Here is a 26,646-nt window from a genome sequence, read left to right as displayed (position 1 = left end):
GTGGATAAGATTCCGCTACCTTTTTGTATAGATGGATTCGACAAACAATCATTAAGCATTAAATAACTGTAATTTTTATTTAGATTCTAGTTCACTTAAAATCTTATACACAACAAAGCGGATTTCATCATCTGACATTGTTCTACTGCCAGCATTTACTATCCTACTTACATTGTTATAGATAGTCTTCCCTTTAACAGAAAGCTCAACTTCTTTGATTTCCATAACTGTTTGATTATCAGTTACTATTTTGATTAATCCATTTTGATTGTGATTCGTCAATAATAACTGCTTGAAATTCATCCAAAACGAATCGTATGTGACATCTGACCAGTCTTTTAATGACACTCCAACAATTTTTTCAATTAAATATGCTAACCAATCTTTATTTTGAGCGTACTCTGAAACAAACCCAGCTAATATTGGACTGCTTAACACAAGTTCTTTATTTCTATCAGCCCACCCATGAATATCTTTGTTTGATTCAACTTCCATTTTAAGAAGAACTTCTTCTTTAATTCGTTTTATCATAAGACTCAAATGGTTTTCGAGTCCAGTTTTTAATTTTTTTAAATCAGAATCACTTTTAACGATTTTTGCAAGGTTATTGATTGAAGCAAGTGGGTCTGTTTCACTGTGGCGAATAATCTCTTTGAAATGATTTTCAGTAACAGTCAGTTGGTCGGTTACTTGAGTATATCTTGGCAAGCTCCGTAACCATCGCATCATCTCTGTAAAAATTATAACGGGTTGTTCTGATAAAGTTCCATTAAAGAATGTAGCATTTACATCTTTGAGTAAAATTAAGTTTTCTGAAGATAATTCATATAATTCGTATTCATAAAAATCTGCTCTTAATTCTAAAATATCATATAGCATGTCTGCATTTAATTCATGAATATAAAAATCATTTGAGTAAAACGCCATCTGATGCCAAACGTCTTTTAAAAGACCTATTAATAATAGTGGTATTAGTGGTTCTCTAATGCCATAGGGTTCATGTCTTAATAAATCATATAAATCGACAATTTTCCCTCTTTTATTTTGTTTGAAATGCGAAAGCAGATCGTGCCTTAACTCCAACAGATTATCATCAGCTATTTGACTTAAATTATTTGTATCAATTCCTGTATTTTTAAACATAGTTGCATAAATTAAATAATCCGGACCAAATCCTTGGATGTCAAAATCACCTGAAAATGTAGGCGCAAGTAGCTGAGACAAAATACTTTTAGCAGCTTTCTTTTGGATAGAAGTAACGTTTTTTTTGTTAAATCCTTCATTTCTAATTTCCGGTGTAGCAGGAAATCTGTCGAACATCCATTTCGAAAGTTTCTTTTCAAGTGAATTCTTTGAATCGATTTTAACGACGTCATTTTTGATATACCAAGTTAAATTATCTGTCTCAAAATGTCTAATTGGTCGTAAGAGCTTTTCAATTTCGAATCTAATATTTTCTAAATGAATTATAATTTCCGCTTCCAAATTCTCATCTTGTTGAAGTAGTTCTGAAGTATTGAGTAGAAGATCTAAAATCATAAATTCATCTAATTTAATAGTTAAATCTTTAGTATTTAACTTCGTAACGCAAACTATAATATCTTTTCTTTTAGAATTTATTACGAACTCCCGGATATTTTTTAATTCTTGATCATTTCTATAGATCATATACAGTAGTGTTCCATCACCAACCGAAAGATCTAAGTTCAAAATGTTTCCCCAGGTAAATTGAGATTCAACAAAGCGTGTCATGCTTTTAACATTATTATACTCATGAGGTAGAAAATATTTATTGGGTAAAAAATTATTTAAAAATTTTATTCTAGATTCATCATTAATAACTGTTTTAGAGCGATAATCTTCTATTAAGGATTCTAAAGAAAGTATAGATCCACTATATAATTCATATGATGAAGCTAATGGATTATATCTTATTATCTTTATTTTTTTTAGTTCTTCTATACTTTCTCGTATTTTTATCTCATTGATACCTAGTGCAAAGGATAAAAAATCTATAGAAATTTTAAAAGGTCTATTAGATATATTCAATAAAGTCATTAATTTTACAAGTCTTTTTGCTTCGTTCGTTATTTGGTAACTCATTGATAGTCGATAATACTTTAAATCATCAATTAAATAAAATGAAGATTCATCTGGATAGAAATAATTAAACAACTGATCTGCATAATACCAATCAGTCTCTAAACCATTCTCATCAAATTGAGATAAAAACGTATATAACGTTCGATCATTTTGTCCTAACATATTTGAAAGAATAGGTAATAATCTAATTGTTAGTGGGTGTATAGGTTGGCATTTTTCTAAAATGAAATTCTCAACTTCAGACACTTCCATATCTGGAAAAAGACTATACTTTTTTAAATCGCTTTTAATTTTTTCAATATCGTTCAACAAAAATAAGTTTGGAGCATTATCTTCTTTAACAATCTCAAGTATTTTAAATGCTGTTCTATAAAATAAAGAAGGATCACTATCTAAACGATGCGATTCAAATCTTTTTTCAACTCTTTCTAATTCTTCTTTAGATAAATTATTACTCTCTGTTGAATACTGTCTAAGACCTGTATGAGTAATGAAGAGTAAGCCTAAGTTAGAGGACCTGTTTGCAAATTCAGCGATATCTTGTAAATCTTGCATAGTTTGAAAAATCAACGATTGGTTTACACCTTGAAGAAATCTTCCGAACTCATCATAAATAATAAAAAGTCCCATTTTTTTTATAGATAATTGATTCGTTAAGTGTTGAATTTTTTCAACAAATGATGCTTTTGATTCTGAAATATATGTAGCTCCAGAAGTCAAAGTTCCATACATTTTTTTAAATTCCACTATGAATCTTTCATCATTTATAGTAATTCCTTCAATCAATTCTTCTATAGTGCACCCAAAAGAAGTACACAAATTTATCAGTTTAAAATACGTATCCTTATAGTCGTTCTTCCACAATTCAATGGTGTGAAGAATTTGCTCACTATCTCCTTTTAGAGATAAAACGATTCCTTCTGACTTTAATTTTAACTGAATAGCTTCTAAAATAATTTCGTCAATTCGTCCATTTTTACCAGTTATAGTAATAGGAATCCACTTGATATTATTCTCATATAAATTGTCTTTAATTTTATCTGATAAACTATTATTTAAACCACTAACGTTGTATAAAAACGACTTTACATCCTTGCTATTTTTTCTTGCTGTTATTAAAGAAGCCGTAATTGCCCCAACCATTGATTTTCCTGCTCCATATGGACCAATCATAAGATGAGAATTGACTAAGCTTTTTTTAGATAGACTTGAAATTATATTTTCCATAATTTCCAACTGATCATTGTTTGGAACAAACATATCAAACAGTTCGGACTTTCCTGTGTCATAAACTACATTAATACTAGGTTGAAACTTTTTCATAGCACTACCTCATTTTCAAAAAATCGTTCCATATAATCTAAATAATTAGTTGTATCAGTAATTCTAACTACATCAAGACGGTTCGTTCTAGTAAAAATTATTGGATATCTTTTTTGCATCTCTTCTAGGCAGTTAACAATTTCAGATCTTGACAGGTTAAAAATTCTTCCCCATAGATTTTCACCATCGATTAATTCATCAAGACTCACTTCAGTGAGTTCATTTCTTTCTATATAAATCAAAAAAGTGATGAAAAGTACTTCAAACTTAAACACCGTATCTAGCGGTGTTTTTTTGTAAGTACCCTTAACTGTATTACTTACCAACCCTAATTCTTCAAACGGACTTTTAATAACATCTTCAGGAGTAGATGAAAGATTATTTGGACCATACATTTGAATGAGACAATCAATGTCTCTTTTTAGTGAATTAGAAGAGACTGATTTTTCTAATGTGTGACCGATCCAGATTTCTAACGTGTCTATCAATATCGCTTTATCAAAAATTGATTCTTTGAATACATTAAAAAACCAATACCAACTTGTTGCAATTTTTGGATCAGAGGCTAGGATATAATGTAAAATACTTTTCGTAACAGGATGTTGAATATATTTATCGTATTTATCAACTAATTCCCCTAAAGAAGTAAGGTGATGTTCTGTTTTTCCCGATTGCCGCTTCTCTTCCATTAGACCAGTTGAGAATAACCAATACTTCGCTGATTTCGCCATGTTTTTCCCTAAGCCTAGTTGTTCAAAATGAGTATCATTATAAAAAAAGCGAGCATCGCTTTTAATTTCAGTTAACCCTTTATATAACCATTGCGGACGTAAGTAAAAACTTTGATGTTGTCCAAAACCCATTTGTAACCCACCTTAATTTTAACAAAGCAAAGTAGCCAGATTACTCTTGGCTACTTTGTAAGTTTAGTTATTTTTAAAGAACCTCATTAATGCTCGTAAAGACTGTGGTTCTAAATAAGGACTCTTACCTCTAACTGGTTCTCTATCTTTCTTTAAGAGATAGTCACCTTTACCCGCTAAATTCTCGGCACCGCTTGTATCTAATACAACGTTAGATGCAACAGCGTCTGTTACTTTTAATCCTAAACGTGCTAGCAAATTATTTTTAATAGTAGTATTAATAATCTCCGCTTTAGGTGATTGTGTACAAACTATCATATGAATCCCTGCTGCTCGTCCTTTTTGCCCGATTCTCTTAATAGCAGTTTCGATACGTTGTGCAAATTCTTTATCTTGCATCATGAAGTCAGCAAATTCATCAAAAACAATAACAATACGAGGTAAAACTTCTGATGATTTATTTTCTTCAATCAAAGCTTCATTGTATTCTTTCAGATTTTTTGCATAAGCATCTTTAAATTTACTATAACGATTTTCCATTTCCATAATCATAACATCTAAATAATCAGCAGAATCCATTAAATCCAATAATACTTTATCAGTATGTTGAACATCTTCAAACATAGAGAATTCAACTTGTTTTGGATCTATAAATACGAACTTTAATTCTTCGGGTGTGTATAGACACATCATAGACATGACAATCGAATTCAAACTAACACTTTTTCCACTTCCAGTTGATCCAGCGACTAACATATGAGGTTCTGTTCCATTAAAATCAACTGACATTACTTCATTTAAAGGGTTAAGTCCAATAGGCACAAGAAAACCATTCTTCAAGTCTGTTTGTGTGATATCTCTTCGAACGTACTTCATAAATTGTGAAAAGAAAATTGTATCAGGATCATTACGATTAATATCTATATTGATACCATTTCGATCACTAAAAATAGTTGGCGGCGAATCAATATGCAGCCATAATGGCATATCTTTAGCTTTCTTTTCAACTGCTGTAATACTTTGATCCGATGGAATTCTACCAATAATTCGAATAACGCTAGCACCTACGATAGTTCGCTCCACCGTAAACTGAACATTATTTATTCGGAGTTTAGTTTGCAGTGTGTCCGCATAACTATCACCTAATTTTTTCAATACCTCATCAAATGATTCTGTTTGTGGAGCTTGAACGTTCTTTAATGCATGATCTTCTGGGTATTGAGATTCATCGATAGCTTTAATTGATTCGATATCTTTTACTTCATTTTTTATACGCAGGTTATCTTGATTCGACGCGTCACCTTTATCAATAACTTTATTACTTGGAATTGTACCCGAAATAAGTTCGCTATTATCTATATGGATATAGTGATCAAAGTAATCACCATCATTAGTTATAGCGACCTGTTTTAATATAGATTCTTCTTCAGCCTGTATTTCATTATTTACTTCATGATCAGGAACATTCATTTCCGATAAAATGTATGATCTAGTAAAAGTATTTACTGCTATTTCATTTTCGTCTTGTCTTTCATAATAATGTCCAGGTGAAAGTTCTAAACGACCTTCAAATTCAATATTTTTATTATGAATGTATGCATAAATTGACTTTGTAAATTCAAAATTAATTTGAATATTTTCGTTATTTCTTAGTTCATGAAGTATCGCTAATTCAAATTCTTCATAAGCACGTTTATCTTCTAAATGAAGCAAAAATGAATTTAAATACAAATTTCTTTCAAGTGTTGAATCAAACCTTCTAAAGTACTTTTTCAATGTCTTTTCACCTGATATTAACTGAACTTTTGCATCAGTTACTTCGCTAACATAGCTTTCTTCTTGTATAAGCTTTAATTCAATTAAATCAAATTTAACATTATACACTGTTGATTCAGGAGAATATTGAATAGTTGTTTTTAATAAATCCGGACGTTTTTGCCGAGTTCTAAACCACTCTAATTCATCACACATGTCCCATAAAACTACAGTATCATCAGACTTTTGGTCTTGTAGAACAGTTAAATATACTGACAAAAACTCGTTAACAAACTTTCCAGGTCCTAATGCTCTTAGCACTAAACCACCGGATAATTCTTTTACAACTTTAAGAGCGTTATCGACCTGCTGTACGTCTATACTACTTACTTTCAACTGATCCTTTAATCTACTGTGGAGACGATCACGATAATAATTGACTTCCATATCCGCTTTTGACGATCTTCTAATCGAGTCTGAAGAGGAAACCAGAACTTTAATTTCTTCTTTTCCTAATCGATTTACATGATAACGAATAATATTCGAACCTTCGGCTACTTGTTTCATTAATAAAGGATCCATAAATCTATCATAAGTGACAACCCAATTAAACTTTTCATGTGCAAGTTTATATAACGTATTTGTTTCTGTACGAGTTACAGATAGTCTACCTTTTAATAAACCAATCTTGTTAGATTCGATCACTAATCCATCTTTTAATATTGCTTGCATATTATAAAATTGTTGCATCAATTTCGGCTGGTTAGGTGAAACATAGTTTATTAATCGAGTACCTTCTTTAACCGCTTTAAATTCACGATTTTCGTAAAAGACCCAACTTTTATCCGTAAGCTCACATTCTTTATAGCTTTCCGAGTAAAATTGATGTGGAATTTTTAAGTTTTCGCTTTGACCAAAGTAATCAATAAACACGGCTAAATCAAAGTCCAACATAGACGTATCTAACTTTTCCTCAAGTGTTTTAGGATCGCTAAATGGTAATACGTTGATTTCTAGTCTAGGAAATTCACTAAACGAATCTACAGCATTAATATATTCTTCTTGCGATTGAATCCATTGATTGATCTCATCATAAAGCATTGCAGCTCTCGCAGGACTATGAATAGTTATATTTAGCTTTTTTAAACTATCATTTTTCAAGATTTGTTCTACACTCTTTTTTACAAACTCCAAGTTTGTAACATATAAGAATAAGACATCTAAACAGTCCGCAGCATACGGATAAACTCGAACATAATCGTTTGCCACTTTTTCAATTTCTTTAGCAAAAGAAGTTGCTTGGGAGGACACACTCTCAATTTCTCCACCTTCTATATACGTTCCCTGACCATATAACTCATCTTGTGCAAATAGGTGATTCCCATCTCTAGATACGTAATAAGATGGTGCTAGGTTAGTAAATGATCCTCTTAGATACTCTTTGTACTGTTTTAAATCTTCTACATCTTGGATTTTATTGCGTTGTTCAGACGTATCAGAAATATTAGAGAGTAAGTTTCCAAAATGAATGAGTTTAAATCCATAAGCAATAAATCTAATAGGATTAAATACAGATACTATTTTTCGTTCAACTTCTGTTTGTTTAACATTTTTAGTCTCAAAAACCTTTATTGTTCCAATTTCATTTAAAAGTGAGTATATTTTTCTAACACTATCTACATCATGATCCGAGCACTTTAAAAATGATTCGCTAAGATCAGCTACTCTGTTTAAATCTTCAATAGTAATTCCTCTATTTTCGTCGATAATAGATTTAAGAATACTAGTGTATTCAGCATTATAGTTTTTAAATTGTTCGATGGGTTCTAACAATCTTTTATCAGACATCAGAGTGTAATTTTGTTGTTCGTTCAAATACTCCTTAAGATCTTCTTCAATTGGCGTACCCTTTTTCGTAATAATAGATTGTAAAAATCCATCTTGAATTTGATTGATAAATTTTGAAAAACTCGTTTCAATTAATGATCTACTAGCATCGATTTTGACAATAGATTTCGCTATAGAATTTTCATTTTTTAAAAGTCGTAATCTAACAGGGATTATTTCAATTTCTTTAGATGATTCATTGGTGTTCCTCAATTCTGAAAGAACAATTATGTTCGAAGACAACATTGATAAAGATTTTAGATGAAAATTAAAGAATCTAGCTTGTTCTTCAGAAACTTCTATATTTTGATCTATTGAAATTTCAAAGGTAAGATTACCATTAAATTCTTCGTGATCTATTTCCTCTAACATCACTAAACTTTCAGATAAAATCGCTTCGAAAATATCAATATATTCAGATGGGTTTTCAAGCTTATTTTCGATATTAATAATTTTTTTCAATATATTTTCTTTTTCAAGTTCTTGTTCATATTCTTCTCGAAATTCTCGAATCGCCTCAATATCATTTTTAGCATTTACAGCTTCAACACCACGGTCAAAATGACTTTCAGCTTCCATTTTTTCTTGCTTTAACTGGCTCTCTTCTTCAATACTTTTTGCTTCTCTAATCTTCTCTGCAAAATTATCTAGAATTATATCTCTTGTGTTATTCAATTTATCCTTTAAAGAATTAGAAACTTTAAATCCGAAAAGGCGCTCTGCATCATTGTATGAAATTAGATTTAAAAGATCGTTGTTTCGTCTTTCAATAAACTCCATTGTTTTTTCTAAAAACAATACTTTATCGTTATTAAAGCTTTTCCAAACTTCACTTGAAAAATTATTTTTTTCTTCATTGACAATAAAATTATCTACATTTTTCATCAACTTCTCTGGATCTAAATAATTTACTAAAGTTTTTCTTAAGTGACTTAATAAAAAGTTTTTTCTAAGCTGACTACGAAGACCATCTAGCGACTCAAACTTTAAATGCTCGTCTTTAAATAGCCGAAAATGAGGTAGAGATTTTCCTAAAATCACTTTAAACGTATCATTAGATATTTCTTTCTCCTGTAACACACTCTCAATATAGGCAATAAGCATTGAAAGTTGTAAATCAAGTTCTCCTCTGTGCTGATATGCTCCAATTAGTTTGAGTAAATCTTTTATCTGATGTGGTTCTAAATACCCTTTTTCTCGTAGAGATTGATCTAAACTGAAAAATCCATCAGATGATAGCAACTGAGTTTCATCAATAGAAACAATATCTTTTAAGCTTTGAGCTTCTGGTGTTCGTTCATTCATTAATAAAATTAATGCTTCGTTTGTTTTTACATTGTTTCGTAACCATACTCCATTTTCGTTTTCATTTAGAACAAAGGAATCGTAACCTTCAATTTTTTTTATAGTCCGTATTAATGGTTCATAAAAACTTTTGAGTTGAGTTTGATTTTCCAATAGAGCGTTTAAAATAGCTGGAAAATATTCTTCGTTTATTCCCTCTATCTTTACTAGTACTTTTTCGGCATTTTTATTTTTATGATCTTTAAGATAATTAAGTAGGTGTTGTGCAATCCAACTACCTATTATCTTTTCTTTATGAGTAATTTTTGCAATCATTGCTTAATGCTCCTTCCCAGTACTTTGCATCAATTATAATAAGGATTTGTAACTAATGCTGTTGCATCTGAGTATTCTTGAAGTAGTCCATTTTGTTTTAACTTTTGTCTCATTTTTTTCTCATTACTTCTAAAATGAGTTAGATTAATTCCCTCTTTTGAATATAAACCAGAAATTTTGGCAGCATCTTCTCCAATAATAATGCGATATTTTTGGAATAATTCATTTAAGAAATCATCATAGGGTAAATTATTCTGACCATTAAGAGTTGCGTATACTAAAGCACTTAAAACATTATCATGTAGTACGTATCGAGCTTTAGATCCTTTTCCTGAAACAATGAACTGACCATCACGAGCTAAAGTTTTCATAATGGGGACTTGTGTTTTAGATAAATCCTCCATGTAAAGTTCTACGATACGTAGTCTAAGTAACTTTTTAGCATTATTGATATCTTTAGTCTCTAATGCCTCTATGAGTTTTTTCTTTTTTGTTGCCTGAAGGCTGTTAAAATTTAATTCATTAAAAAATCCAGAATAGCCTTTTAGTTTATCTTTTTCAGAGCTATCAAAATTATTTCTCCAAAAATAAATTTTTTCTTCTGCTTTAGATTCAGAAAACACTTCTTCTACTCGATCTTCTACAAAAGTTTTATACGCTTCTCTTACTATAGTTTCGTGAATTCGGTAAGAATCTTGTGCTAAAAATTTAATTGATTTATTTTGACCTTCTAAGCAATCAATAAAATAACTACTCGTTTCACCAATTATTTGTTCTGATTGAAAAATCATATAACGATGAAGTTGGAATGTTATGAGAGAGGTTAAAATATCAAACATTTCATAAATATCAATATTTAGCATAAGTAGTGCATTAAGTTCCTCTGCAAATTCTTTATATAAATCTAAATCTGTATTTGGTAAAGTTGGGTATTCACTGCTTTCCCAGCTAGTAATGACGTTTGATAACTCTTCGTCTTTGATTAGTGGTGCTGGTTGATCCCCCGTACTATACTCACTAAATGCTTCGTTTATTTGATTAATGACAGCGATTACTCCACTAGAGCTAGATAGTAGAGTTTTCATGTTTTTTTCAATATTAATCCTTAGTTCAGAATTATTTAGTGTTCCATAATGCAACATTAAAAAGTACAGTTCTCCACCACGCGCAAAAAAATTACGTTCATAATTAATGGTTAGATTTTTCGTATTATTTTTATCTCTATTTACACGAACTTCAGAAAAAAGCAACGATTCATGGAGCGGATACATCATTTGAGCGTACCAAGAGCGATCAACCGGTTTTCCCATCGGTGTCATTAGAGGTATAGTTAAATTTTTGAAGAACACTTGTAAATCTTCTAATTGTTTTTCACTTACTCCAAGTTTCTCCCGAATTATATTTTTTTTATTTTCTTCGAAAATTGCGGTATGACCTTTTGCCCCCTCCTTTTCTCCTTCATAGACAAACTGGCGAAATTCAATCATTTTTCTTCGGTCGTAATACTTCTTCTCTAAACTGAAACCTGTTCCAGCAAATACATTTAAAAATTCTAAAGTATACTCTGGTCCTCGCTGTCCATCTTTAAAACGATGGCCCCATATTTCAGCACCAATCTTGCTAGAAAACTTTGTACTTTCATCTTGCATCTCTAACACCCTCTCAATCACTTTTACTTATATTTAAAAATCATCATCTTCAGGTTCAGTGTCTACACCAGGACCTTCACTTTCATTAATTTCAATGGTCTCTAATACAAATGCTCCTTGAGTACGATCGAACTTTAAAATTTGTAAAATATTTTCATCCTGTTTTTTTAACGAAATCAATCTATTTCGAAAACTATTAAGTAATATCTCTACATGTTCTCTCAGAACGTTTAACATGCCTCCATTGCTCAAACGCATTAGATATTCAAAAGTTACTAAATTTATAGCTAATTCTACACCTTGCACACTCAGGGTTAATGTAGTACCTGTTTGATCTATTGTTTCGTTTTTACCTTGGATATGGAAATCTACCTGATCCAATCCAATAATTTGATGAACTAATAAACTATCTGAAGATACGTATAGCTGATGAGAGGGGGAATATACCATTCTCTTTGCGAAGAATGTATTTAATCCATCTACAAGCTTAACTTTTATACTATGTTCAATTCTTCCTCTATGAAGAATGCTTATAAAATCATATCGATGTCTATAGGGAATTAATTTTTCAACCTTTTTATTATCTTCGGATTCAAAGTAATATTTTCTTCGTAATCTTGGAAACCATTTATTCATTAATTCAACACCGTTTACATTATCACCGTGTATATTTGAACGATACATTTTTACATCTTCATAATAAGCACCATTCTCAACATCAATATCTTTACCAAACAAAGTGTGATGAGAGTCTTTAATTTGTTCATTACTACTTAAGTCACCATTAAGCAAAAAGTCATCAATTAAAGAATCTGAAATAGATCCAGGATCTAGTGATTTAAATTCTTGAATACCACCAATTTCCTCGAATACTTCTGGTCTAAGGTTATTACCAAAAAAGTTCTCATAATACGATTTTTTTGCTAGAGCTTGAATTGATTCACTATTAGAAGCTTCATGTATATCTTTGCAAGCCATCCCACCTGTTTGCGTGTACGCTAAGTGAATGAGTAGCTCGCGCATTGTCATATGCTTTCCATTCATATCTAAAGATTTATACATACGCATCATTCGATTTTTTGTCGTTCTATCACTTAAAGCTAGATGATTACTATTTATGATGCATTTATTTTTACTAGTACAATCAGTACAAATGCTCCAGTTTTGTTCTTCATTCCATCCTTCTACGATCTTTTCGGCATAAATCGACGATGATGCGTATAACAAATTATAAACTTTGACTTCTTTCGTCATTTCTAGTTCTTTATTACTTGATATAAATTGAGGAATGACAGCATTTTTTAATTTATTTAACTCAGGATATTTCACAAGGGTGTGCGTTAATTTCCCTTCATTAGCTGCAATGAGGAAATATACTTTTGACTCATCATTTTCTAGTGAATCTTGTAATTTTTTTAATTCTTCAACGATAACTTCATTTTTTAATTCCGATAAGTCTTTTATTATTCGAATTTTATAATTTTTATATGAAATTTCTGCTATACCAGATTCTGGCCACCCCTTAAATTCTTCTTCAACTAATTGATCATATACGTTTCTACAAATTCTGGTTTTTCCATCTCCAGCATTACCTGTTATGATGATAGAGCGAGGAGATGTTGAAAGCTCCTCAATAATTTTCTTATTAACATTTGTATCGATGCTGTATTCAATTTTCTTAGTGTGTTCATCAAAGATTTTAGAGTAGTCTGCTGTAGTTAAATCATATTGATGCATAAATGAAACAAAAGGATTGACCTGATTTTGCATTATAATTTCTCCTTAATCACATAATTATTTGTAACAACTTCCCTAATAAATTATATCATTTATGGTTTTTTATTCATATTGTATTGTTAATAATTATAATAAAAGTGATTTTAAGTTATATCTTTTAATTTACTTTAGAGTAAAAATTATTATAAGAATGGAGAGAAATAACGACATGTCATTTTTGAAAATCGAAACTTCTAACGCTCCCGCTGCGATCGGTCCTTATTCGCAAGGCTTTATCGCGAACGGCACACTCTATGCTTCCGGTCAAATCCCGATTGATCCGGCAACAGGTGAACTCGTACCAGGCGGAATCACAGAGCAGACAGAACAAGTCATGCGAAACGTCGATGCCATCCTGAAAGAGGCAGGACTGACACCTGACCGCGTCGTCAAGACGACATGCTACTTAACGAACATGGAACACTTCGCTGCTTTTAATACGATTTACTCCGATTACTTCGCACCGCACAATCACTTCCCAGCTCGGTCTTGTATCGCGGTGAAGGAACTACCAAAAGGTGCATTAGTTGAAGTCGAGATCTTAGGACTCGTGTGATCTGATCGCTACGCACTCGTTGCGTAGCGTTTTTTATCGCAATCCCCAGCGGCCTGTTCCTTTTCCCGTCTCGCTGTAAAAGAGGTCCTGCTCTCCCCGGTACAATTTACACTCACTCGCATGTAGGTAGATCAATTTCCGAACGCGTGCCTCGAGTCCTGCTTCTGATGTAAACCGTGATAGATCCAAATGTTCTGTTTGTCTGACGCGCTGGTAGATATCAACTAAGTCGAGTGGCGATTGCCGTTCTAGGATTCGTTGAATTACATCAAGTAATTGTTGGCTCTCATCCGTCATGTCCTTCTAACTCCTTTTTCATCACTTTGTTTCGAATCGCATGCATCACGATCGGTATTTGTACAACCAGATTCAAGATACTTACTCCGATCACCAGTTGACTGACCGTCAATGGATTGAAGTACCCTTCACCATATCCTTTCCCTGCGCTGAGCGCGATCCCGTATGAAATCGCAAACGAAACTAGATTGCCGATGACGATATATTTCGGTTTCCCACTCCGCGCAAGTGAATACGATAGAGCACCGAGTCCAAACAAAAATAAGGCATAGCCTAGAAGTGAACCTTCTTTCCAATCAAAATAGGGTCCAAACCAAGCAAAGGGAATCACATACAACCATGTTCGTTTCATCGCTGCCCCTCCTGACTCGCTTGTGATATGAAAAAATGATACAACGCGTCACGGATGTTTCTCCATCCAGGTGGATAGACATTTGACTTGCTGATACAGACGGTTTGGTTATTCGTTGTTACTTCAAGCGTCCAATCCGTCCCGTCTAGCATCTCATGTACTGACTCAGGATACGTCCCCCACGCTACTAGATCATACTTACTCATCCACGTATCCATGAACGCTAGATCGTCTTGTGTCAGTATGCGTTCTCCAGGTGCTGTCAATCGATTTTCTTCATCTTCTGCTCGAACCGTTTGACTTGCACGGTTCCACCAAAACGTTTGTCCTTTTCCCATGCCGGACTCCCGGTAATAAATTCGTTCGACTGTTTGCATCGTGATCATCCTCTAAAATTGATATTTCCATTATAGCCCATTTGTTATTTTTAACCTGTTACATTTTTTACTATGGTTCTGCTGATTTCTGTTGCTGTGAAACATTTTTCTTCTTCTATCAGTAGATGGAGTAAAAGGAGATGTTTACTATGCATGTATCCATTCAGCAAGCAGGTTATGACGTCGGTCAGCCTGTCTTACAAGAGATTGAGTTTACCTTACAGCCTGGAACCATCACCGGTTTGATTGGTACGAACGGTGCGGGAAAAAGTACGACGATTCAAGCGATGTTTGGAACGCTACCGTGGGTCGAAGGAGAGATCGATTTACCCATCTCACTCGCCTATATTCCGGAACAGCCGACCTATTACGAATATTTGACGCTCGCCGAGCACCTTGAGCTGGTCGCTTCGCTCCACGAGACGGATCATGCCTATACAGAACGACTCTTAAAGACGTTTGAACTGCATGCTGTCACAAATGACTATGTCTCTTCTTTCTCTAAAGGAATGAAACAGAAGGTGATGCTCGTCTGTGCCTTGATGCAACGCGCGGACTGCTTGATCATCGATGAACCGTTCGTTGGTCTTGACGCGGTCGCGACGATTCGCTTGTTGCACTTACTCGAAACAGAACGAACGCGTGGCGTGGCGATTCTGCTCGTCACCCATGTCCTTGATTCCGCAGAACGTCTGTGTGACGACTTCGTCTGGATTGATCAGGGGCGCATCAAACATCAAGGAACACTCGCTCAAATCGGTGAAGCCTCTGGTCAACCCGGCGCTCGCTTGTTCGACATCATGGAAGCGATGGTGCTCGAGCATGATTGAAACCTTTTTGAAGCAACGGATCCGTCGACGGCACGCGGAACAACGTCGCTTCTTTCGAGAAGTCTTCGACTGGACAATCTTGCTGTATCTCGTCGTTCCGGTCGGGCTGTTTATTATCTATGAAACGATTCAAATCTTAAGTGGTCAAGCGGACTGGGTTCAAACGGTTCCGGTCGCTTGGATTTTACTCGGATGGATTCTGTTTGGATTCCTGCCCGCCTTTTACGCTTGGTTCGAACCCGCAGATCGCCTCTTCTTCAAACCGGTTCCTGGAGCGATCGTTCGAATGAAGTGGTATTCCGTTCGGTATCACTTCGTGCGGATTTTTCTATTGACTGCCGGCTTACAACTATTCTGCTTTCCGTTACATCTCCTTCGGTTTGATCAGTCCAACATCACAGTACTGCTGACTAGTCTCACGCTCGCTTTACTTCAACCGTTCTTTAGCTTCTGGACGTACCGGTTATCCGGGCAACGATTCTTGCGAAAATGGAGTGGTCACCTCGTCCTGGCAACCGGACGCATCACTCTGTTACTCCTGCTTTGGCTGCAACCGCACCCTGTCCTCTTCGTCGTCGCACTGTGTGTGTTGTTGCTCGGATCCCTTCATGTCCGGCGCTGGTCACGGCGCGAGGACGGATTAACGGAGGACATCCTGCTATCGACGAAACGACAGTCGAGTTTATCGGCGACCGTCCTTGAATTGAACGGTGCCTTACCAAAATCGTCGCATCGAAAGCGTCCGTTCCTTCATCTGCGATTATTCAATCAGACGCATCAGCAACTCCCGCTGATCACGTATCTGCGGGATTCGAGTAAACGTCGTTTCTTACTTCAGCTGTTTGCTGCGATGAACTATGGCCTTCTCGTCTTACCATGGATTGGACGTGGTCTTGTCATCGCCTTCGTTCTGTTCGTCCTGTATCAAGAAGTAAAACAACACGCCCTGTGGTTTAGAAAGCAGCGCTTCTATCGGCTCGTTGACTCTCGTATTACAGCTTCTACGGAAAATAAAGTCATTTAAAAGATATGGAAATCCAATATCTCTTCTCGTGTTCCTTTCGTACACTAAAGGTAATCTAAAACGAACGGAGTGTATGCGTATGAAGTGGGGTCTGTATCCGAAAATGTTACTCGCTTTCCTCGGTCTTGCAATCGTACCGATCGTCTTGATCGGTTCGTTTTTGTATGTTGAAACGAAGAGTGCCTTAACGGACGAAGCTTACGCGAAACTTGAGGCGATTCGTGATGCCAAAAAAGCGACTGTCACACAACATATCGATGAGAAATTTTTGAACCTCGAAGCATTAGCAGAGAACGAACAAGTCCAGCAAGCCTTCGCACCGCTGACGAAACAGTTTGCAGATGGTGGACTTACGAATGATTCGTATCAGCAAGAAGCCAAAAAATTCGATACCTACTTCAATCAATATATCGAGCAGTTCGGCTTCTATGATGTCTTCTTCATTGACTCGGACGGAAATGTCGTCTATACGGCGTTCAAAGAACCGGATCTCGGTCAGAATGTCGTCACCGGTGATCTCAAATCGTCAGGGCTCGGAAAAGCGTATCAGGACGCCTTAACACAACAAACAGGCGTCATCGCCGATTATGCGTATTACGAACCATCACAAGCTCCCGCTGCCTTCTTTGCGATCCCTTATGTTGACCCAAAGACGAAGCAACCACGCGGGGTGCTTGCGCTCCAGCTCGACGGAAATAAAATTAATAAAATCATGAAAACAACGGCTGGTCTCGGTAAGACCGGTGAATCGTATCTCGTTGGTGCCGATCAACGTCTACGGTCTGATTTCCGGGCAACGAAACAGACCGAAGTCGGCGAAAAACGCATTCAATCGACGCCAGTCAAACAAGTCATTGCCGGTCAGACGAAAACGACAGAAACAACGGACACCGATGGTCATGAAGTCGTGACGTCCTTCACACCACTAAAAATCGCTGGTCTCAACTGGGGACTGATCACAGAAGTCCATACGGAAGAAGTGTTTGCTTCTTTATCTGATTTCGTCCAAAAGCTATTGATTGCGTTAGTGGCGTTAATTGCTTTGGTAGCACTTGCTGCGATCCTCTTCACACGCACGCTCGTCCGACCAATTCGCGCGTTACTGCATAGTGCGGGCGCGATTGCCGAACACGATTTATCACAACCGGTCGTTGCGACGTCACGTGATGAGATTGGACAGCTCTCCCGTTTATTCGAGACAATGCGCCTCTCTTTAATCAATTTGGTACAGCGAGTCGATGCAATGTCACGGACGATTGATGACTCTCTCGCTGAGCTCGTCGTTGAAGCCGAAGAGACCGGACACGGAACAAAAGAGATGGCAACAGCAATGACTGGAATTGCCGCAACCGCCCAGCAACAGTCTGGCGCGTTCGACGGGCATACAGCGTCCTTACAATCCTTGACGGCAACAATCGAGCAGAACGCGCAAACGTCGGCTCTCGTCGTCGATAGCGCTAGTCGTTCAGAAAATCTTGCAACGACCGGACGTTCGGATCTCCATGCCGTCACGGAACAGATGCAATCGATTCAAAATGCGATTGATGAGGCTGCCGATAAATCACGTCGCGTCCAAATCGCTTCCGAGAATATCTTAGAGATCATCAGCATCATCGAATCGATCGCTAACGAAACGAATCTTCTCTCATTAAACGCTTCGATCGAAGCCGCACGTGCCGGGGAACAAGGCAAAGGATTCGTTGTCGTCGCACGCGAGATTCAGAATCTTGCCAACCAATCGAAACAGTCAATGGTTCGCGTCCAGGAAACAATCGATTCGATCCAACTGGAGACAAAACAACTCGAAGACGCCATGGCACGCGGAACCGTTGCCGTTCAAGACGGTGTCGTTCGCGTCACGGAAGCGACGCAATCGTTTGATTCGATCGTCACCCAGTCAAAAGGTGTCACTGTTGATATGGCCGCCCTTTCGGAAACGAACCGGGATGTCTTATCGACCGCTTCCCACCTCGTCGCACAAGCCGAACAGCTGCGTGCCGGAATCATCGCCAGCGCTCAAGACAACCAACATGCATCCGAGCAATCACTCGCTTTCAGCGAACGAATGGATGTCGTCCATACGCTGACGGAAGAGATTTATACGCTCTCCCGTGAGTTGCACGAGACGATCAACCGCTATACACTGGATTAAACTTGAAAGGAGACATGCCTCATGCCGACTCACTTATTCCTCTTTGGAGGCGGTCCTCCTTTTACACCGAACTTACGAACACGATTTGCTACATTAACGAACGGTGGACCGGTCGCGATTCTATACGTTCCACGAACCGGTAAGGACTGGACGCGTTACGCCTCGATCTATACGAAGCCGTTACAGGAAGATGGCATTTCGTCTTTCGTCCATCTGCCACTATCTGACGCACCAACAGACGGACAACTCGCGCAACTGAAACAGTGTCAAGGCATCATCATCTCCGGTGGCGAGACCGAATTGTATCAGCAATACTTGGTCGGTACACCGATCGGTGACATCATTCAGTCGCGTTTCGCAGATGGTGTTCCGGTCGTCGGTTTTTCAGCTGGTGCCCTCGTTTCGCCCGAACGGTGTATCATTCCGGAGATCGACCAACGCGACAATCGACGTCTTCGCTTGCCTGGTCTTGCCTTACTGAACGACGCGGTCGTCTGTGTCCATTACGAGACGTGGGGCGAAGCTGCCCATCTCGTGCAATCGTTTACGGAAGAAAGTGCAGACCGTGCTTTCGGACTTGCTGACGAGAGTGGGATCTATCTACGCGATCAGCACCTCGTCGAAACAGAAGGAATCGATCCCGTCATATTGTCGCGGAGTCCCGTCAAATGACAGCAATCGTTCCTGCCGTCAAAGGCATCATCATTCACGAGCAACGTCTTCTGATCGTCCGCCGGGCTGCTGCTGACTTCGGTGGCGGCACGTGGGAATGTCCGGGTGGCAAGATCGACTTCGGTGAATTGCCAGTCGATAGTCTCGTTCGCGAGATAAAAGAAGAGACACAGTTGACGGTTACCCAAGAGCGTCTCCTCTATGCCTCGAGCTTCCTGACGCATCCCGATCGGCAAATCATTCTCTTGATGTACATCTGTTCGACGAATCAGACAGACGTTCAATTATCAGTGGAACACGACGCTTATCTCTGGGCGGACGAAACAACAATTCGTCAGTTAATTGCCCCGAACATTTTGGCTGATTTTAAACGCCATGATGTATTTTCGTTATTGCATCGCTAAACACAGCTGCCCCGCCTGACCAGTTGGTCGAGCGGGGCAGTTTATATTTACAGTAAAGGATCTCGATAACAGACAACACGATTTCGGCCAGTTTGTTTGGCTTCATACAATGCTAAGTCGGCTTTCTGGACGGTCTCAAATACAGTCGATGCTTGATCGGATGAAGCGGCACCTAGCGATAACGTGACATGAAAAACGGGGTGCTCTTTATAAACGAAGTGTTGATCGGCGCAGGCAGATCGAATCCGTTCCCCCAGTCGTTCCGCTTGTCGAAGTGGTACGTCCGGCAACAGTAAGACAAACTCTTCACCACCGTACCGACCGACGACGCCCTGTTCTGGACAATACGATTGCAAGAGATGGCTGAGTTGTCGTAAAACGACGTCACCCCCTTCGTGTCCGTATGTATCATTGATTGATTTAAAATGATCGAGATCGAGAATGAGGACGGAGAAGACTGTTCCGTTCTGAGCGTACTCGGCTAACGTTTCATCTAGCTTCCGGCGGTTTCCCAGTTGCGTCAGCCCATCCGTTAAAGCCAGTTCCTGTTGTGTGTGGACGAACAAAAAGTGCTTCCTTAATTCCTGTAAGAAACGATAGGTGACGTAGCCACCAATCATGATGACGATGATATAGACGAGCGCAATCTCTAAAAACCGCTCGAACGTGTTCGTTAATAAATAGAGCGCCGGTAAGCTGTATGCGATCCCTGTTCCAAGCAACACGAGATAATCCTTCATCCGTTGAGCAGCGAACCGTCGATAAATCGTCGCTGTCACGAGTAACGCGACACAGATCAAGGTCGTCAGAATCAGTCCTTGGTATTCACCAGCTGGTGTCACCGCAAATCGGGCGCCGATGATGAATAGCATCGTGATGCTACCGCTGACTAATCCGCCGTAAAAGTACGCCGTGACGAGCGCAACAAGACGCAAATCAATCTTTGCAACGTCATAGGAGATACTGTTAAAGATCAACAGCGCACCAATCACACCAGCGATACAACCAATCACGAGTCGGACTTGTAAGGAGGAGTTGGGCGAAATTCTCTCGATCCGTCGTAGCGGTAAAAACGCAAACAGCAATGTCGCAATCAACAGTGAGAAGTTCAACAACAATGAATTAAGCAACGTAAGCACGACGACATCCTCCTCATTCCATTTCAGATGTTTACTCTATTCCCTCCAAATTACACATTCCCCTCTTTTTCCAAGGTTTTCAAACAAGAGGAGAGGGAATCAAACAAATATGTCTATCGTCTACATCATTAAGGGGGAATCTTTTATGGACCGTCAAGCTGAAAAACGAAAAAGTAAGATGCCATTCTTCATTATTCTCGTTATCGCTATCTTCGTCATCGTTGCTGCTGCGTTGATCATTTACGTCACATCCGAACCAAAAGAAGAGACACAAGCACTTATGACACACCTTGCGACTGTCCTACCGATTTACGTGAACTAGATTCACAAGACCTTTACACAAGCCGTACAACACCTTCATACATGTTGCGACCCCTCCTTCCGATAGGTACACGGGAGGAGATGTTTTTTATGCTTATGAAAAAACGATTATTAGCACAACAACTAAATGGATGGCTGATTCCGATCGTTGCCATCGGACTGATTGTGATCAGCGGTCTAAGCGTTTACGCATCGTATCAACAATCCGTCGCAGCAACTGAGGAACGGCTGATGCGTGAGTTAACGATGTTCGACGCGAATGTCCGGGCAACGTTTCTTGCGTATCCGGATGACACCACAGACCGCTCGCGTGCCATCAAACGATTGCAACAGCAACAGCGAACCGACTTATCACGTGACGACTATTCGATTCGCTTTCAAAGCCTGAAAACGAGTGAGGCGTTCCGACCGCTAACACTCGAACCGGCAAAACGAAAACAACTACTACAGCACTTAAAAACAGCCCGTACATATGCTTTTTCGAATCAAGACCAGTTTCTTGTCGCAATGACGATTCCGGAACTCGATGACGTCATCTTGCTGACGACTGATCGCGATAAATTAATCGCCCCTGCTCGAGATTTAGCTTGGACACTCGTCTGGGTCAGTTTGATTACGCTTGTCAGTATCAGCCTCTTGATTCGCTCACGAATTAGAAGACAACTCGCCCCACTATCGAAACTCTCCTTACAGATTGAAGAAGCGCATGCGAAGCGATCGTATCGTCCATTAACACTCAAGACGACGACCTTTGAGTTACAACAGCTGACGTTTCAATACAATCAGTTGATGCAACAGATCGGAGATTTAACGGCTGAGATGCAACAAGCGAGTCAGGAACTCGAATCCGTCCAACCCCACTTTTCTTCGCGCTTATCCGCGATGGATCAATCAGTCCAAGCCGTCGATGAAGTCGCCGGTTCTTTACTTGCGCAATCGTCGCAAATGGATCAGACAATCGTCGCCTCGACACGTTTGACCGCTCAAGGGCACGATGCGTTAAGTGAGATGCAAACGACACTTCTCAACAGCCAACATGCCGTAACCCGTTTTCAACAGACTGTTCAGACGAATCACACGACACTTGAGACCTTACAAGAGGAAAGCCAGTTACTGAAGGAACAATCCGCGACGACAGAGCAGATTTTGCAACAGACCTCACACCTACAGCAACAGATGGAGACCTCAATCTCGCACATTCAGCGCGTTGCTGAAGAGACGCGCCGCTTGTCGCTGAACGCGCTGATTGAGGCAACCCGTGCTGGAGAAGCCGGTCGTGGCTTTATCGTCGTTGCCAAGGAAGTCGAAAAACTCGCAATCGATATCCGAACGAGTACAGATCACATCCGTCAAGTCAATCAGACATGGACGGCGGGACTCGATCAAGTCGAACATGCCATCGTGCAGATGACGGAACGTTTTCTCTCAACATCGCAACAGCTCGAGACGGCAACGGCACACTTGCAACAGATGCTGACTGAAGCGACGACGATCGAAACGACACTGGGTACCGTGGAACACCAACGTCAAATCGTCGCAGATGTTCAGTCGAACATGCAGGAACATCTGCAGTCCGTTCAGCAGTTGATGTCGGAGCTCTCTTCTTACAGCCAGGTGCTTGGGGAACAGATGCAACACCACGTCACTCAACAGACGGAACTGAAGACACATAGTGCGGTACTCGAGTCACGGATCAGTTCGTTGCAACAGACCGTTCGCTCGAGTGAATCGCCGTCTTAAATCAAAGGAGCGCCTCCCATCTCTGGTAAGCGCTCCTTTCCTCTATTTTCAGCCGATATAACGTGCTTCCTTTTTATCGATAATGTTGCGGATCCGGTTCTCCGTCACCTGATACTGCTCTGCCAATTGACGAATCGTTTTCCCTTTCTCATACTGCGTGCGAATCGTTCGAATCTGAAATGGCGACAGCGTCACATGTTGACCTAACAAGAGATCAAATTCACCCAGCAGTTCAGTATACTGCTGATCGATTGAAGGCAAGACGTCTAAGTTCGACAACTGATCGTCAGCCCGTTTACCATTGCGCCGGACGAGTTGCGCCTCTGTAACATCTGTCGTCAGAAAAGCTTGTGCAACAAGTACACCGACCTGGACACGTTCTCCTCGACCACGTTGATAAAGCGTGACTTTCCGGTACCCTTCCCGATTGAGCCGTGGACGGAGCAAGACACCTTTTCGGCGTTGCTGGACACCGCGACACGTTACGATCGTTCGGTCGAGCGATCTTACGCGACCAAACGATGAGACTTCATATATACCTACATAGCCGATGACGGCTTTCCATTGTTCTTGCATGATTGTCCTCCTTCAGACAAGGACACGACGGGACTTCATACTTGAATTATATCAAATTACGAACAAACGTTCTAGTGATGTCACTCGTCGGAATGTGCTATTCTTAGCAGAAAAAGGAAATGAGGTTCATCTATGAAATTTGTCTTGTTACTTGGTCCCCAAGCGGTCGGAAAGATGACGATCGGTCAGGAAATCGAACGATTGACGGAGATGAAAGTCTTCCATAACCATCAGACAATCGATCTGTTATTGCCTTATTTTGATTTCTCTGAACCTGCACACCATCGCCTAAAGGATACGATCCGGCGCGAGATGTTCAAGGAAATGGCGAACAGTTCGCTCGAAGGTGTGCTGTTTACATTCCTCTGTCTATTCGGTGTCGAAGGCGGTGGTCTCGAGTTCATTGAAGAGACAGTCGAATTATTCGAACAAGCGGGTGCTGACGTCTATATCGTTGAACTGGATGCGCCGGTCGCAACCCGTCTTCACCGCAACACGACCGAAAACCGATTGACACACAAAGTAACGAAGCGTGACCTCGCTGCTTCTGAACAAGACTTACGTGAGACGGCGGACGGATACCGGACACGTTCGCTGCCGGGCGAACTACCGGACGTCAACTATCTCTTCCTTGATACGGAACAATTAAGTGCACGCGAAAGCGCTGAAGCGATTTGCAACCATTTCAACTGGTCCAAAACAACGGTCTAAGCACAAACGAGCCCCGTCCTGCTTAAGCAGACGGGGCTTTAGTGATGGAGTTCGCGTGCATATCGATTCGCCTGCAACTGAAATCCGTTTCGACGCCAGACTGTCTCACTGCCTGCTTCGCCGTAGACACGCGTCAGTAATAACGTCCGCGCGAGATATGATAGAATCGACGTCAACGCTTCTGTGATGTATCCGCGCTGATCTTTCTCATCCGTCGTTGTATAACGTAAGTTTCCGGTCGATCCATTCCATGTGAAGGTAATCGTTCCGACGATTGTTTTCTCACGTAACGCGTGCAACGTCCACTTACAACCCGATTCGTCATCCGTTGCTTCGACAAACAGGCGTGACGTCGTAAAATCCGGATGTCTCCCTTGCATTCAGCTCTCCTCCTCGACCTCGAACGTTGCTGTCGCGTAAGCCTCTCCGTTAATCAAAATTGTCAATGTATGTGTTCCGGGATAATGGACACGCGTCGTCATGTTCCGAAACGATTGGCGTCGTTCGACTTGTAAGACACCTTTGACTTCCCGCTCCCGCAGTTGAAACACCTTCCGACTCGTTCCGCGTTGTTTGACGTAATCGATCGCGTATTCAAGACGCAGACGTTGCTCGACGGAACTGTTTACTTGAAACGAAAACTGTAACTCTTGACCAATCGTCACTGGTGAGACGACCAAGTCCGTCACCTCGACCTCACCTTGCGTGACGTGTCCGAACAACTGTAATACTTCTGGATTTCCGCGCTTCAGTAACGTCCGGGAAGCGTGACGTAAAATCCAGTCTGTATTCGGATCTGTTCCTAAGTGACGTTCGATTCGCTCGATCAGGTATTCCGGATGTGTCTTTGAAATATCGTTCAAGTGATTGGCGACACTTTTTCGGACGTAGAGTGACGGATCCTGTAGTAAGGCGTCAAGAATCGGTAATGCTGGACGCGGATCAGCAATCAAACGCGGAATCGCTTGTCCCCACGGCAGACGAGGGCGTGTTCCTTCAGACGCTAAGCGCCGGACATGTTCATCATCTGATGTTGTCCATTTGAGTGCCTGGTCGAGATATCGTTCCTGATCGACAAGTAGAAAACGCCGAACGGCGAACTCCGACGTCGAATGTGACGTCAACTTGGCGAGTGTCTCTAATGCAAGCGACCAGTCAGAAAGGTCTGCCGTTCGTTCGACGTACTCCGGAAAAACGATCCCCGGTAGCCCGGTAAACTGCGGTGCGAGTCGCTCTAGCTCCCCCGCTGCATCCGGAAACGCTGGCAAGATCGTCTCTAGTGTCTTCGCCACACGACGGACGCGTTGTTTAAACGCGAGTTCTTCCCAGTCCCTCTGTTCGACTCGTCTTCGAAAATCTGATACATCGACCGCTGCTCCTAAGCGGTCGAGCCAACTCGGTGAAAACACATCTTTAATCAAACTCATCCTTCATCCAGTCCTCTCTGTGTGCGCTCCAGTTTGAGCAATGTTTCCTTGCGTGCGAGTCCACCCGCGTATCCACCTAAATCTCCATTCGTCCGAATGACCCGGTGGCACGGAATGACGATTGCCAGTTGGTTCGCTCCATTCGCTCGTGCGACGGCACGAACAGCGGTCGGTTGACCGATCCGGATCGCCAGCTCTTGGTACGAGATCGTCTCCCCACTCGGAATCCGTTCGAGTTCTTCCCAGACGCGGCGTTGAAATGGCGTCCCGTATCGCATCAAAGGTGTTTGAAACGATACCGGCTCTCCTTTGAAGTAACGACGGAGCTCCGCTTCAATTTGTCCAAAGACCTGTGATTCCCCGGGAACGATGACAGCGCGCGCTTTTTGACGTAATTGTTCGATTTCCCGCTCCAGTCCACGTCGGTCGACGAACTCGAGCAGATGTAAGAGTTGATCGTCAGCAATCGCCAGCATCGAACCGAGTGGTGTATCAAGCCATTTCGCGCGTAAGACCTGCCCGTCAAAGCGCGACGGTGCCTGCCCGAGAATCCGTGCTGACGCCTCACGAAAACCACTACTCGATTCATAACCTCCAGCCAACTGCCCTTCGATGATCGGCTTACCGGTCCGGATCTCCTTCATCGCAAGCCCCATCCGTCGTGCCCGAGCATACGCGACGAACGTCATTCCGAAGCGTTTCTTGAACTGGCGGCGTGCCGTTGATTCATCGAGACCAAGTGCTCGAAAATCGGCTTCCTTGAATCGTTTGTCTGGTTCTGCCTCGACCGCTTCGATCAAGCGTTGAATCGTACCATGATCGCCGGGATAAGCAAGCGGATGACAACGACGGCACGGTCGATAAGAGGCAAGTAATGCCTCTTGCGCCGTCTCAAAAAACTCACAGTTCTCTGCTTTCGGTTTTCGTGCCGGACACGTCGGACGGCAAAAGATGCCGGTCGTCTTGACACCAACAAAAAACGTTCCTTCGTACGTCGCGTCCCGGCGAACGAGCGCTTCATAATACGTGTGATGTTCCATCGCCTTCCCCTCCTTTGTCCTTAGTATACCGGCTTGTCCGGTCATCATGTCG

General features: G+C 40.2%; 22 protein-coding genes. 9 read left to right on the top strand and 13 right to left on the bottom strand.

The window, feature by feature from the left end; translation table 11 throughout:
• Nucleotides 1-75 precede the first annotated feature (75 nt).
• The 5 genes from U719_RS01600 to U719_RS01580 all read right to left on the bottom strand — a co-directional run bounded on the left by U719_RS01600 (nt 76) and on the right by U719_RS01580 (nt 12,970).
• A complete protein-coding gene (locus U719_RS01600) occupies nt 76-3,426 on the bottom strand; it encodes a hypothetical protein (RefSeq protein ID WP_023466895.1) in 3,351 nt (1,116 codons plus the stop codon).
• Nucleotides 3,423-4,289, bottom strand: coding sequence for a DUF4007 family protein (locus U719_RS01595; protein WP_023466893.1), 867 nt, complete (start codon nt 4,287-4,289; stop codon nt 3,423-3,425). Before U719_RS01595 ends, U719_RS01600 begins: the two co-directional genes overlap by 4 nt.
• Before the next feature lie 63 nt (nt 4,290-4,352).
• The gene (locus tag U719_RS01590; protein ID WP_023466891.1) at nt 4,353-9,551 is read right to left on the bottom strand and encodes an FtsK/SpoIIIE domain-containing protein; all 5,199 of its coding nucleotides are present in this window, start codon (nt 9,549-9,551) and stop codon (nt 4,353-4,355) included.
• Nucleotides 9,552-9,580: 29 nt separating this feature from the next.
• Nucleotides 9,581-11,200, bottom strand: a complete 1,620-nt coding sequence (locus U719_RS01585; protein ID WP_023466889.1) for a hypothetical protein — start codon at nt 11,198-11,200, stop codon at nt 9,581-9,583.
• Between the two features lie 33 nt (nt 11,201-11,233).
• Complete coding sequence (locus U719_RS01580) at nt 11,234-12,970, bottom strand: hypothetical protein (RefSeq protein ID WP_023466888.1); 1,737 nt, start codon at nt 12,968-12,970, stop codon at nt 11,234-11,236.
• Between the two features lie 175 nt (nt 12,971-13,145).
• On the opposite strand from U719_RS01580, the gene U719_RS01575 reads away from it, so the two are divergent.
• On the top strand, nt 13,146-13,532 hold the full coding sequence (locus U719_RS01575; protein ID WP_023466886.1) for a RidA family protein: 387 nt from the start codon (nt 13,146-13,148) through the stop codon (nt 13,530-13,532).
• Nucleotides 13,533-13,565: 33 nt separating this feature from the next.
• Here U719_RS01575 and U719_RS01570 read toward each other — a convergent pair whose 3' ends face one another.
• From U719_RS01570 to U719_RS01560, 3 genes are read right to left on the bottom strand one after another with little or no spacing between them, the layout of a single operon-like run.
• The gene (locus U719_RS01570; protein WP_023466884.1) at nt 13,566-13,829 is read right to left on the bottom strand and encodes a hypothetical protein; all 264 of its coding nucleotides are present in this window, start codon (nt 13,827-13,829) and stop codon (nt 13,566-13,568) included.
• Entirely contained in the window at nt 13,819-14,181 is a 363-nt protein-coding gene (locus U719_RS16395; protein WP_023466882.1) for a hypothetical protein, read from the bottom strand. Before U719_RS16395 ends, U719_RS01570 begins: the two co-directional genes overlap by 11 nt.
• Complete coding sequence (locus tag U719_RS01560) at nt 14,178-14,558, bottom strand: hypothetical protein (RefSeq protein WP_023466881.1); 381 nt, start codon at nt 14,556-14,558, stop codon at nt 14,178-14,180. The genes U719_RS16395 and U719_RS01560 overlap by 4 nt, the downstream gene beginning before the upstream one ends.
• Before the next feature lie 149 nt (nt 14,559-14,707).
• Here U719_RS01560 and U719_RS01555 point away from each other — a divergent pair, with 149 nt between their 5' ends.
• The 5 genes from U719_RS01555 (at nt 14,708) to U719_RS01535 (ending at nt 19,640) form a co-directional block, all read left to right on the top strand.
• Nucleotides 14,708-15,388: an ABC transporter ATP-binding protein gene (locus U719_RS01555; RefSeq protein ID WP_023466879.1), complete on the top strand. Its 681-nt coding sequence runs from the start codon at nt 14,708-14,710 to the stop codon at nt 15,386-15,388.
• Nucleotides 15,381-16,412 carry an ABC transporter permease gene (locus tag U719_RS01550; RefSeq protein ID WP_023466877.1) on the top strand — a complete coding sequence of 344 codons (1,032 nt, stop codon included), beginning with the start codon at nt 15,381-15,383 and terminating at the stop codon, nt 16,410-16,412. Before U719_RS01555 ends, U719_RS01550 begins: the two co-directional genes overlap by 8 nt.
• 73 nt (nt 16,413-16,485) lie before the next feature.
• Nucleotides 16,486-18,564, top strand: a complete 2,079-nt coding sequence (locus tag U719_RS01545) for a methyl-accepting chemotaxis protein (protein WP_081706885.1) — start codon at nt 16,486-16,488, stop codon at nt 18,562-18,564.
• A gap of 21 nt (nt 18,565-18,585) precedes the next feature.
• Nucleotides 18,586-19,236: a Type 1 glutamine amidotransferase-like domain-containing protein gene (locus U719_RS01540; RefSeq protein WP_023466873.1), complete on the top strand. Its 651-nt coding sequence runs from the start codon at nt 18,586-18,588 to the stop codon at nt 19,234-19,236.
• Nucleotides 19,233-19,640: an NUDIX domain-containing protein gene (locus U719_RS01535; RefSeq protein ID WP_023466871.1), complete on the top strand. Its 408-nt coding sequence runs from the start codon at nt 19,233-19,235 to the stop codon at nt 19,638-19,640. The genes U719_RS01540 and U719_RS01535 overlap by 4 nt, the downstream gene beginning before the upstream one ends.
• Before the next feature lie 47 nt (nt 19,641-19,687).
• On the opposite strand, the gene U719_RS01530 is transcribed toward U719_RS01535, so the two are convergent.
• Nucleotides 19,688-20,779, bottom strand: a complete 1,092-nt coding sequence (locus tag U719_RS01530) for a GGDEF domain-containing protein (RefSeq protein WP_023466869.1) — start codon at nt 20,777-20,779, stop codon at nt 19,688-19,690.
• A gap of 145 nt (nt 20,780-20,924) precedes the next feature.
• On the opposite strand from U719_RS01530, the gene U719_RS16900 reads away from it, so the two are divergent.
• Together U719_RS16900 and U719_RS01525 are read left to right on the top strand one after the other, a co-directional pair.
• Complete coding sequence (locus U719_RS16900; protein ID WP_023466867.1) at nt 20,925-21,101, top strand: hypothetical protein; 177 nt, start codon at nt 20,925-20,927, stop codon at nt 21,099-21,101.
• A 95-nt stretch (nt 21,102-21,196) separates the two neighbouring features.
• The gene (locus tag U719_RS01525) at nt 21,197-22,840 is read left to right on the top strand and encodes a methyl-accepting chemotaxis protein (protein WP_158408682.1); all 1,644 of its coding nucleotides are present in this window, start codon (nt 21,197-21,199) and stop codon (nt 22,838-22,840) included.
• A gap of 48 nt (nt 22,841-22,888) precedes the next feature.
• On the opposite strand, the gene U719_RS16390 is transcribed toward U719_RS01525, so the two are convergent.
• On the bottom strand, nt 22,889-23,416 hold the full coding sequence (locus U719_RS16390; protein WP_023466864.1) for an NUMOD4 domain-containing protein: 528 nt from the start codon (nt 23,414-23,416) through the stop codon (nt 22,889-22,891).
• Nucleotides 23,417-23,548: 132 nt separating this feature from the next.
• On the opposite strand from U719_RS16390, the gene U719_RS01515 reads away from it, so the two are divergent.
• The gene (locus U719_RS01515) at nt 23,549-24,127 is read left to right on the top strand and encodes an AAA family ATPase (RefSeq protein ID WP_023466862.1); all 579 of its coding nucleotides are present in this window, start codon (nt 23,549-23,551) and stop codon (nt 24,125-24,127) included.
• 38 nt (nt 24,128-24,165) lie between these two features.
• Here U719_RS01515 and U719_RS01510 read toward each other — a convergent pair whose 3' ends face one another.
• The 3 genes from U719_RS01510 to U719_RS01500 are packed head-to-tail and all read right to left on the bottom strand — an operon-like array spanning nt 24,166 to nt 26,594.
• Entirely contained in the window at nt 24,166-24,507 is a 342-nt protein-coding gene (locus U719_RS01510; protein ID WP_023466860.1) for a GNAT family N-acetyltransferase, read from the bottom strand.
• Nucleotides 24,508-25,554 (bottom strand): DNA alkylation repair protein, encoded by a 1,047-nt coding sequence (locus U719_RS01505; protein ID WP_023466859.1) that lies wholly within the window; start codon nt 25,552-25,554, stop codon nt 24,508-24,510. It abuts the gene before it with no gap.
• On the bottom strand, nt 25,551-26,594 hold the full coding sequence (locus U719_RS01500) for a bifunctional transcriptional activator/DNA repair enzyme AdaA (RefSeq protein ID WP_023466857.1): 1,044 nt from the start codon (nt 26,592-26,594) through the stop codon (nt 25,551-25,553). The genes U719_RS01505 and U719_RS01500 overlap by 4 nt, the downstream gene beginning before the upstream one ends.
• Nucleotides 26,595-26,646 lie beyond the last annotated feature (52 nt).

Source organism: Exiguobacterium sp. MH3 (assembly GCF_000496635.1).
In the GTDB taxonomy this organism is placed as follows: domain Bacteria; phylum Bacillota; class Bacilli; order Exiguobacteriales; family Exiguobacteriaceae; genus Exiguobacterium_A; species Exiguobacterium_A indicum.
Note: the sequence above shows the minus strand (reverse complement) of the source record. Positions and strands in the feature narration are given on the sequence as shown.

Excerpts from the sequence above, each read along its gene's own strand:
- U719_RS01600 (WP_023466895.1), bottom strand. The coding sequence starts at position 3,426 with ATGAAAAAGTTTCAACCTAGTATTAATGTAGTTTATGACACAGGAAAG.
- U719_RS01595 (WP_023466893.1), bottom strand. The coding sequence starts at position 4,289 with ATGGGTTTTGGACAACATCAAAGTTTTTACTTACGTCCGCAATGGTTA.
- U719_RS01590 (WP_023466891.1), bottom strand. The coding sequence starts at position 9,551 with ATGATTGCAAAAATTACTCATAAAGAAAAGATAATAGGTAGTTGGATT.
- U719_RS01585 (WP_023466889.1), bottom strand. The coding sequence starts at position 11,200 with ATGCAAGATGAAAGTACAAAGTTTTCTAGCAAGATTGGTGCTGAAATA.
- U719_RS01580 (WP_023466888.1), bottom strand. The coding sequence starts at position 12,970 with ATGCAAAATCAGGTCAATCCTTTTGTTTCATTTATGCATCAATATGAT.
- U719_RS01575 (WP_023466886.1), top strand. The coding sequence starts at position 13,146 with ATGTCATTTTTGAAAATCGAAACTTCTAACGCTCCCGCTGCGATCGGT.
- U719_RS01570 (WP_023466884.1), bottom strand. The coding sequence starts at position 13,829 with ATGACGGATGAGAGCCAACAATTACTTGATGTAATTCAACGAATCCTA.
- U719_RS16395 (WP_023466882.1), bottom strand. The coding sequence starts at position 14,181 with ATGAAACGAACATGGTTGTATGTGATTCCCTTTGCTTGGTTTGGACCC.
- U719_RS01560 (WP_023466881.1), bottom strand. The coding sequence starts at position 14,558 with ATGCAAACAGTCGAACGAATTTATTACCGGGAGTCCGGCATGGGAAAA.
- U719_RS01555 (WP_023466879.1), top strand. The coding sequence starts at position 14,708 with ATGCATGTATCCATTCAGCAAGCAGGTTATGACGTCGGTCAGCCTGTC.
- U719_RS01550 (WP_023466877.1), top strand. The coding sequence starts at position 15,381 with ATGATTGAAACCTTTTTGAAGCAACGGATCCGTCGACGGCACGCGGAA.
- U719_RS01545 (WP_081706885.1), top strand. The coding sequence starts at position 16,486 with ATGCGTATGAAGTGGGGTCTGTATCCGAAAATGTTACTCGCTTTCCTC.
- U719_RS01540 (WP_023466873.1), top strand. The coding sequence starts at position 18,586 with ATGCCGACTCACTTATTCCTCTTTGGAGGCGGTCCTCCTTTTACACCG.
- U719_RS01535 (WP_023466871.1), top strand. The coding sequence starts at position 19,233 with ATGACAGCAATCGTTCCTGCCGTCAAAGGCATCATCATTCACGAGCAA.
- U719_RS16900 (WP_023466867.1), top strand. The coding sequence starts at position 20,925 with ATGGACCGTCAAGCTGAAAAACGAAAAAGTAAGATGCCATTCTTCATT.
- U719_RS01525 (WP_158408682.1), top strand. The coding sequence starts at position 21,197 with ATGAAAAAACGATTATTAGCACAACAACTAAATGGATGGCTGATTCCG.
- U719_RS16390 (WP_023466864.1), bottom strand. The coding sequence starts at position 23,416 with ATGCAAGAACAATGGAAAGCCGTCATCGGCTATGTAGGTATATATGAA.
- U719_RS01515 (WP_023466862.1), top strand. The coding sequence starts at position 23,549 with ATGAAATTTGTCTTGTTACTTGGTCCCCAAGCGGTCGGAAAGATGACG.
- U719_RS01510 (WP_023466860.1), bottom strand. The coding sequence starts at position 24,507 with ATGCAAGGGAGACATCCGGATTTTACGACGTCACGCCTGTTTGTCGAA.
- U719_RS01505 (WP_023466859.1), bottom strand. The coding sequence starts at position 25,554 with ATGAGTTTGATTAAAGATGTGTTTTCACCGAGTTGGCTCGACCGCTTA.
- U719_RS01500 (WP_023466857.1), bottom strand. The coding sequence starts at position 26,594 with ATGGAACATCACACGTATTATGAAGCGCTCGTTCGCCGGGACGCGACG.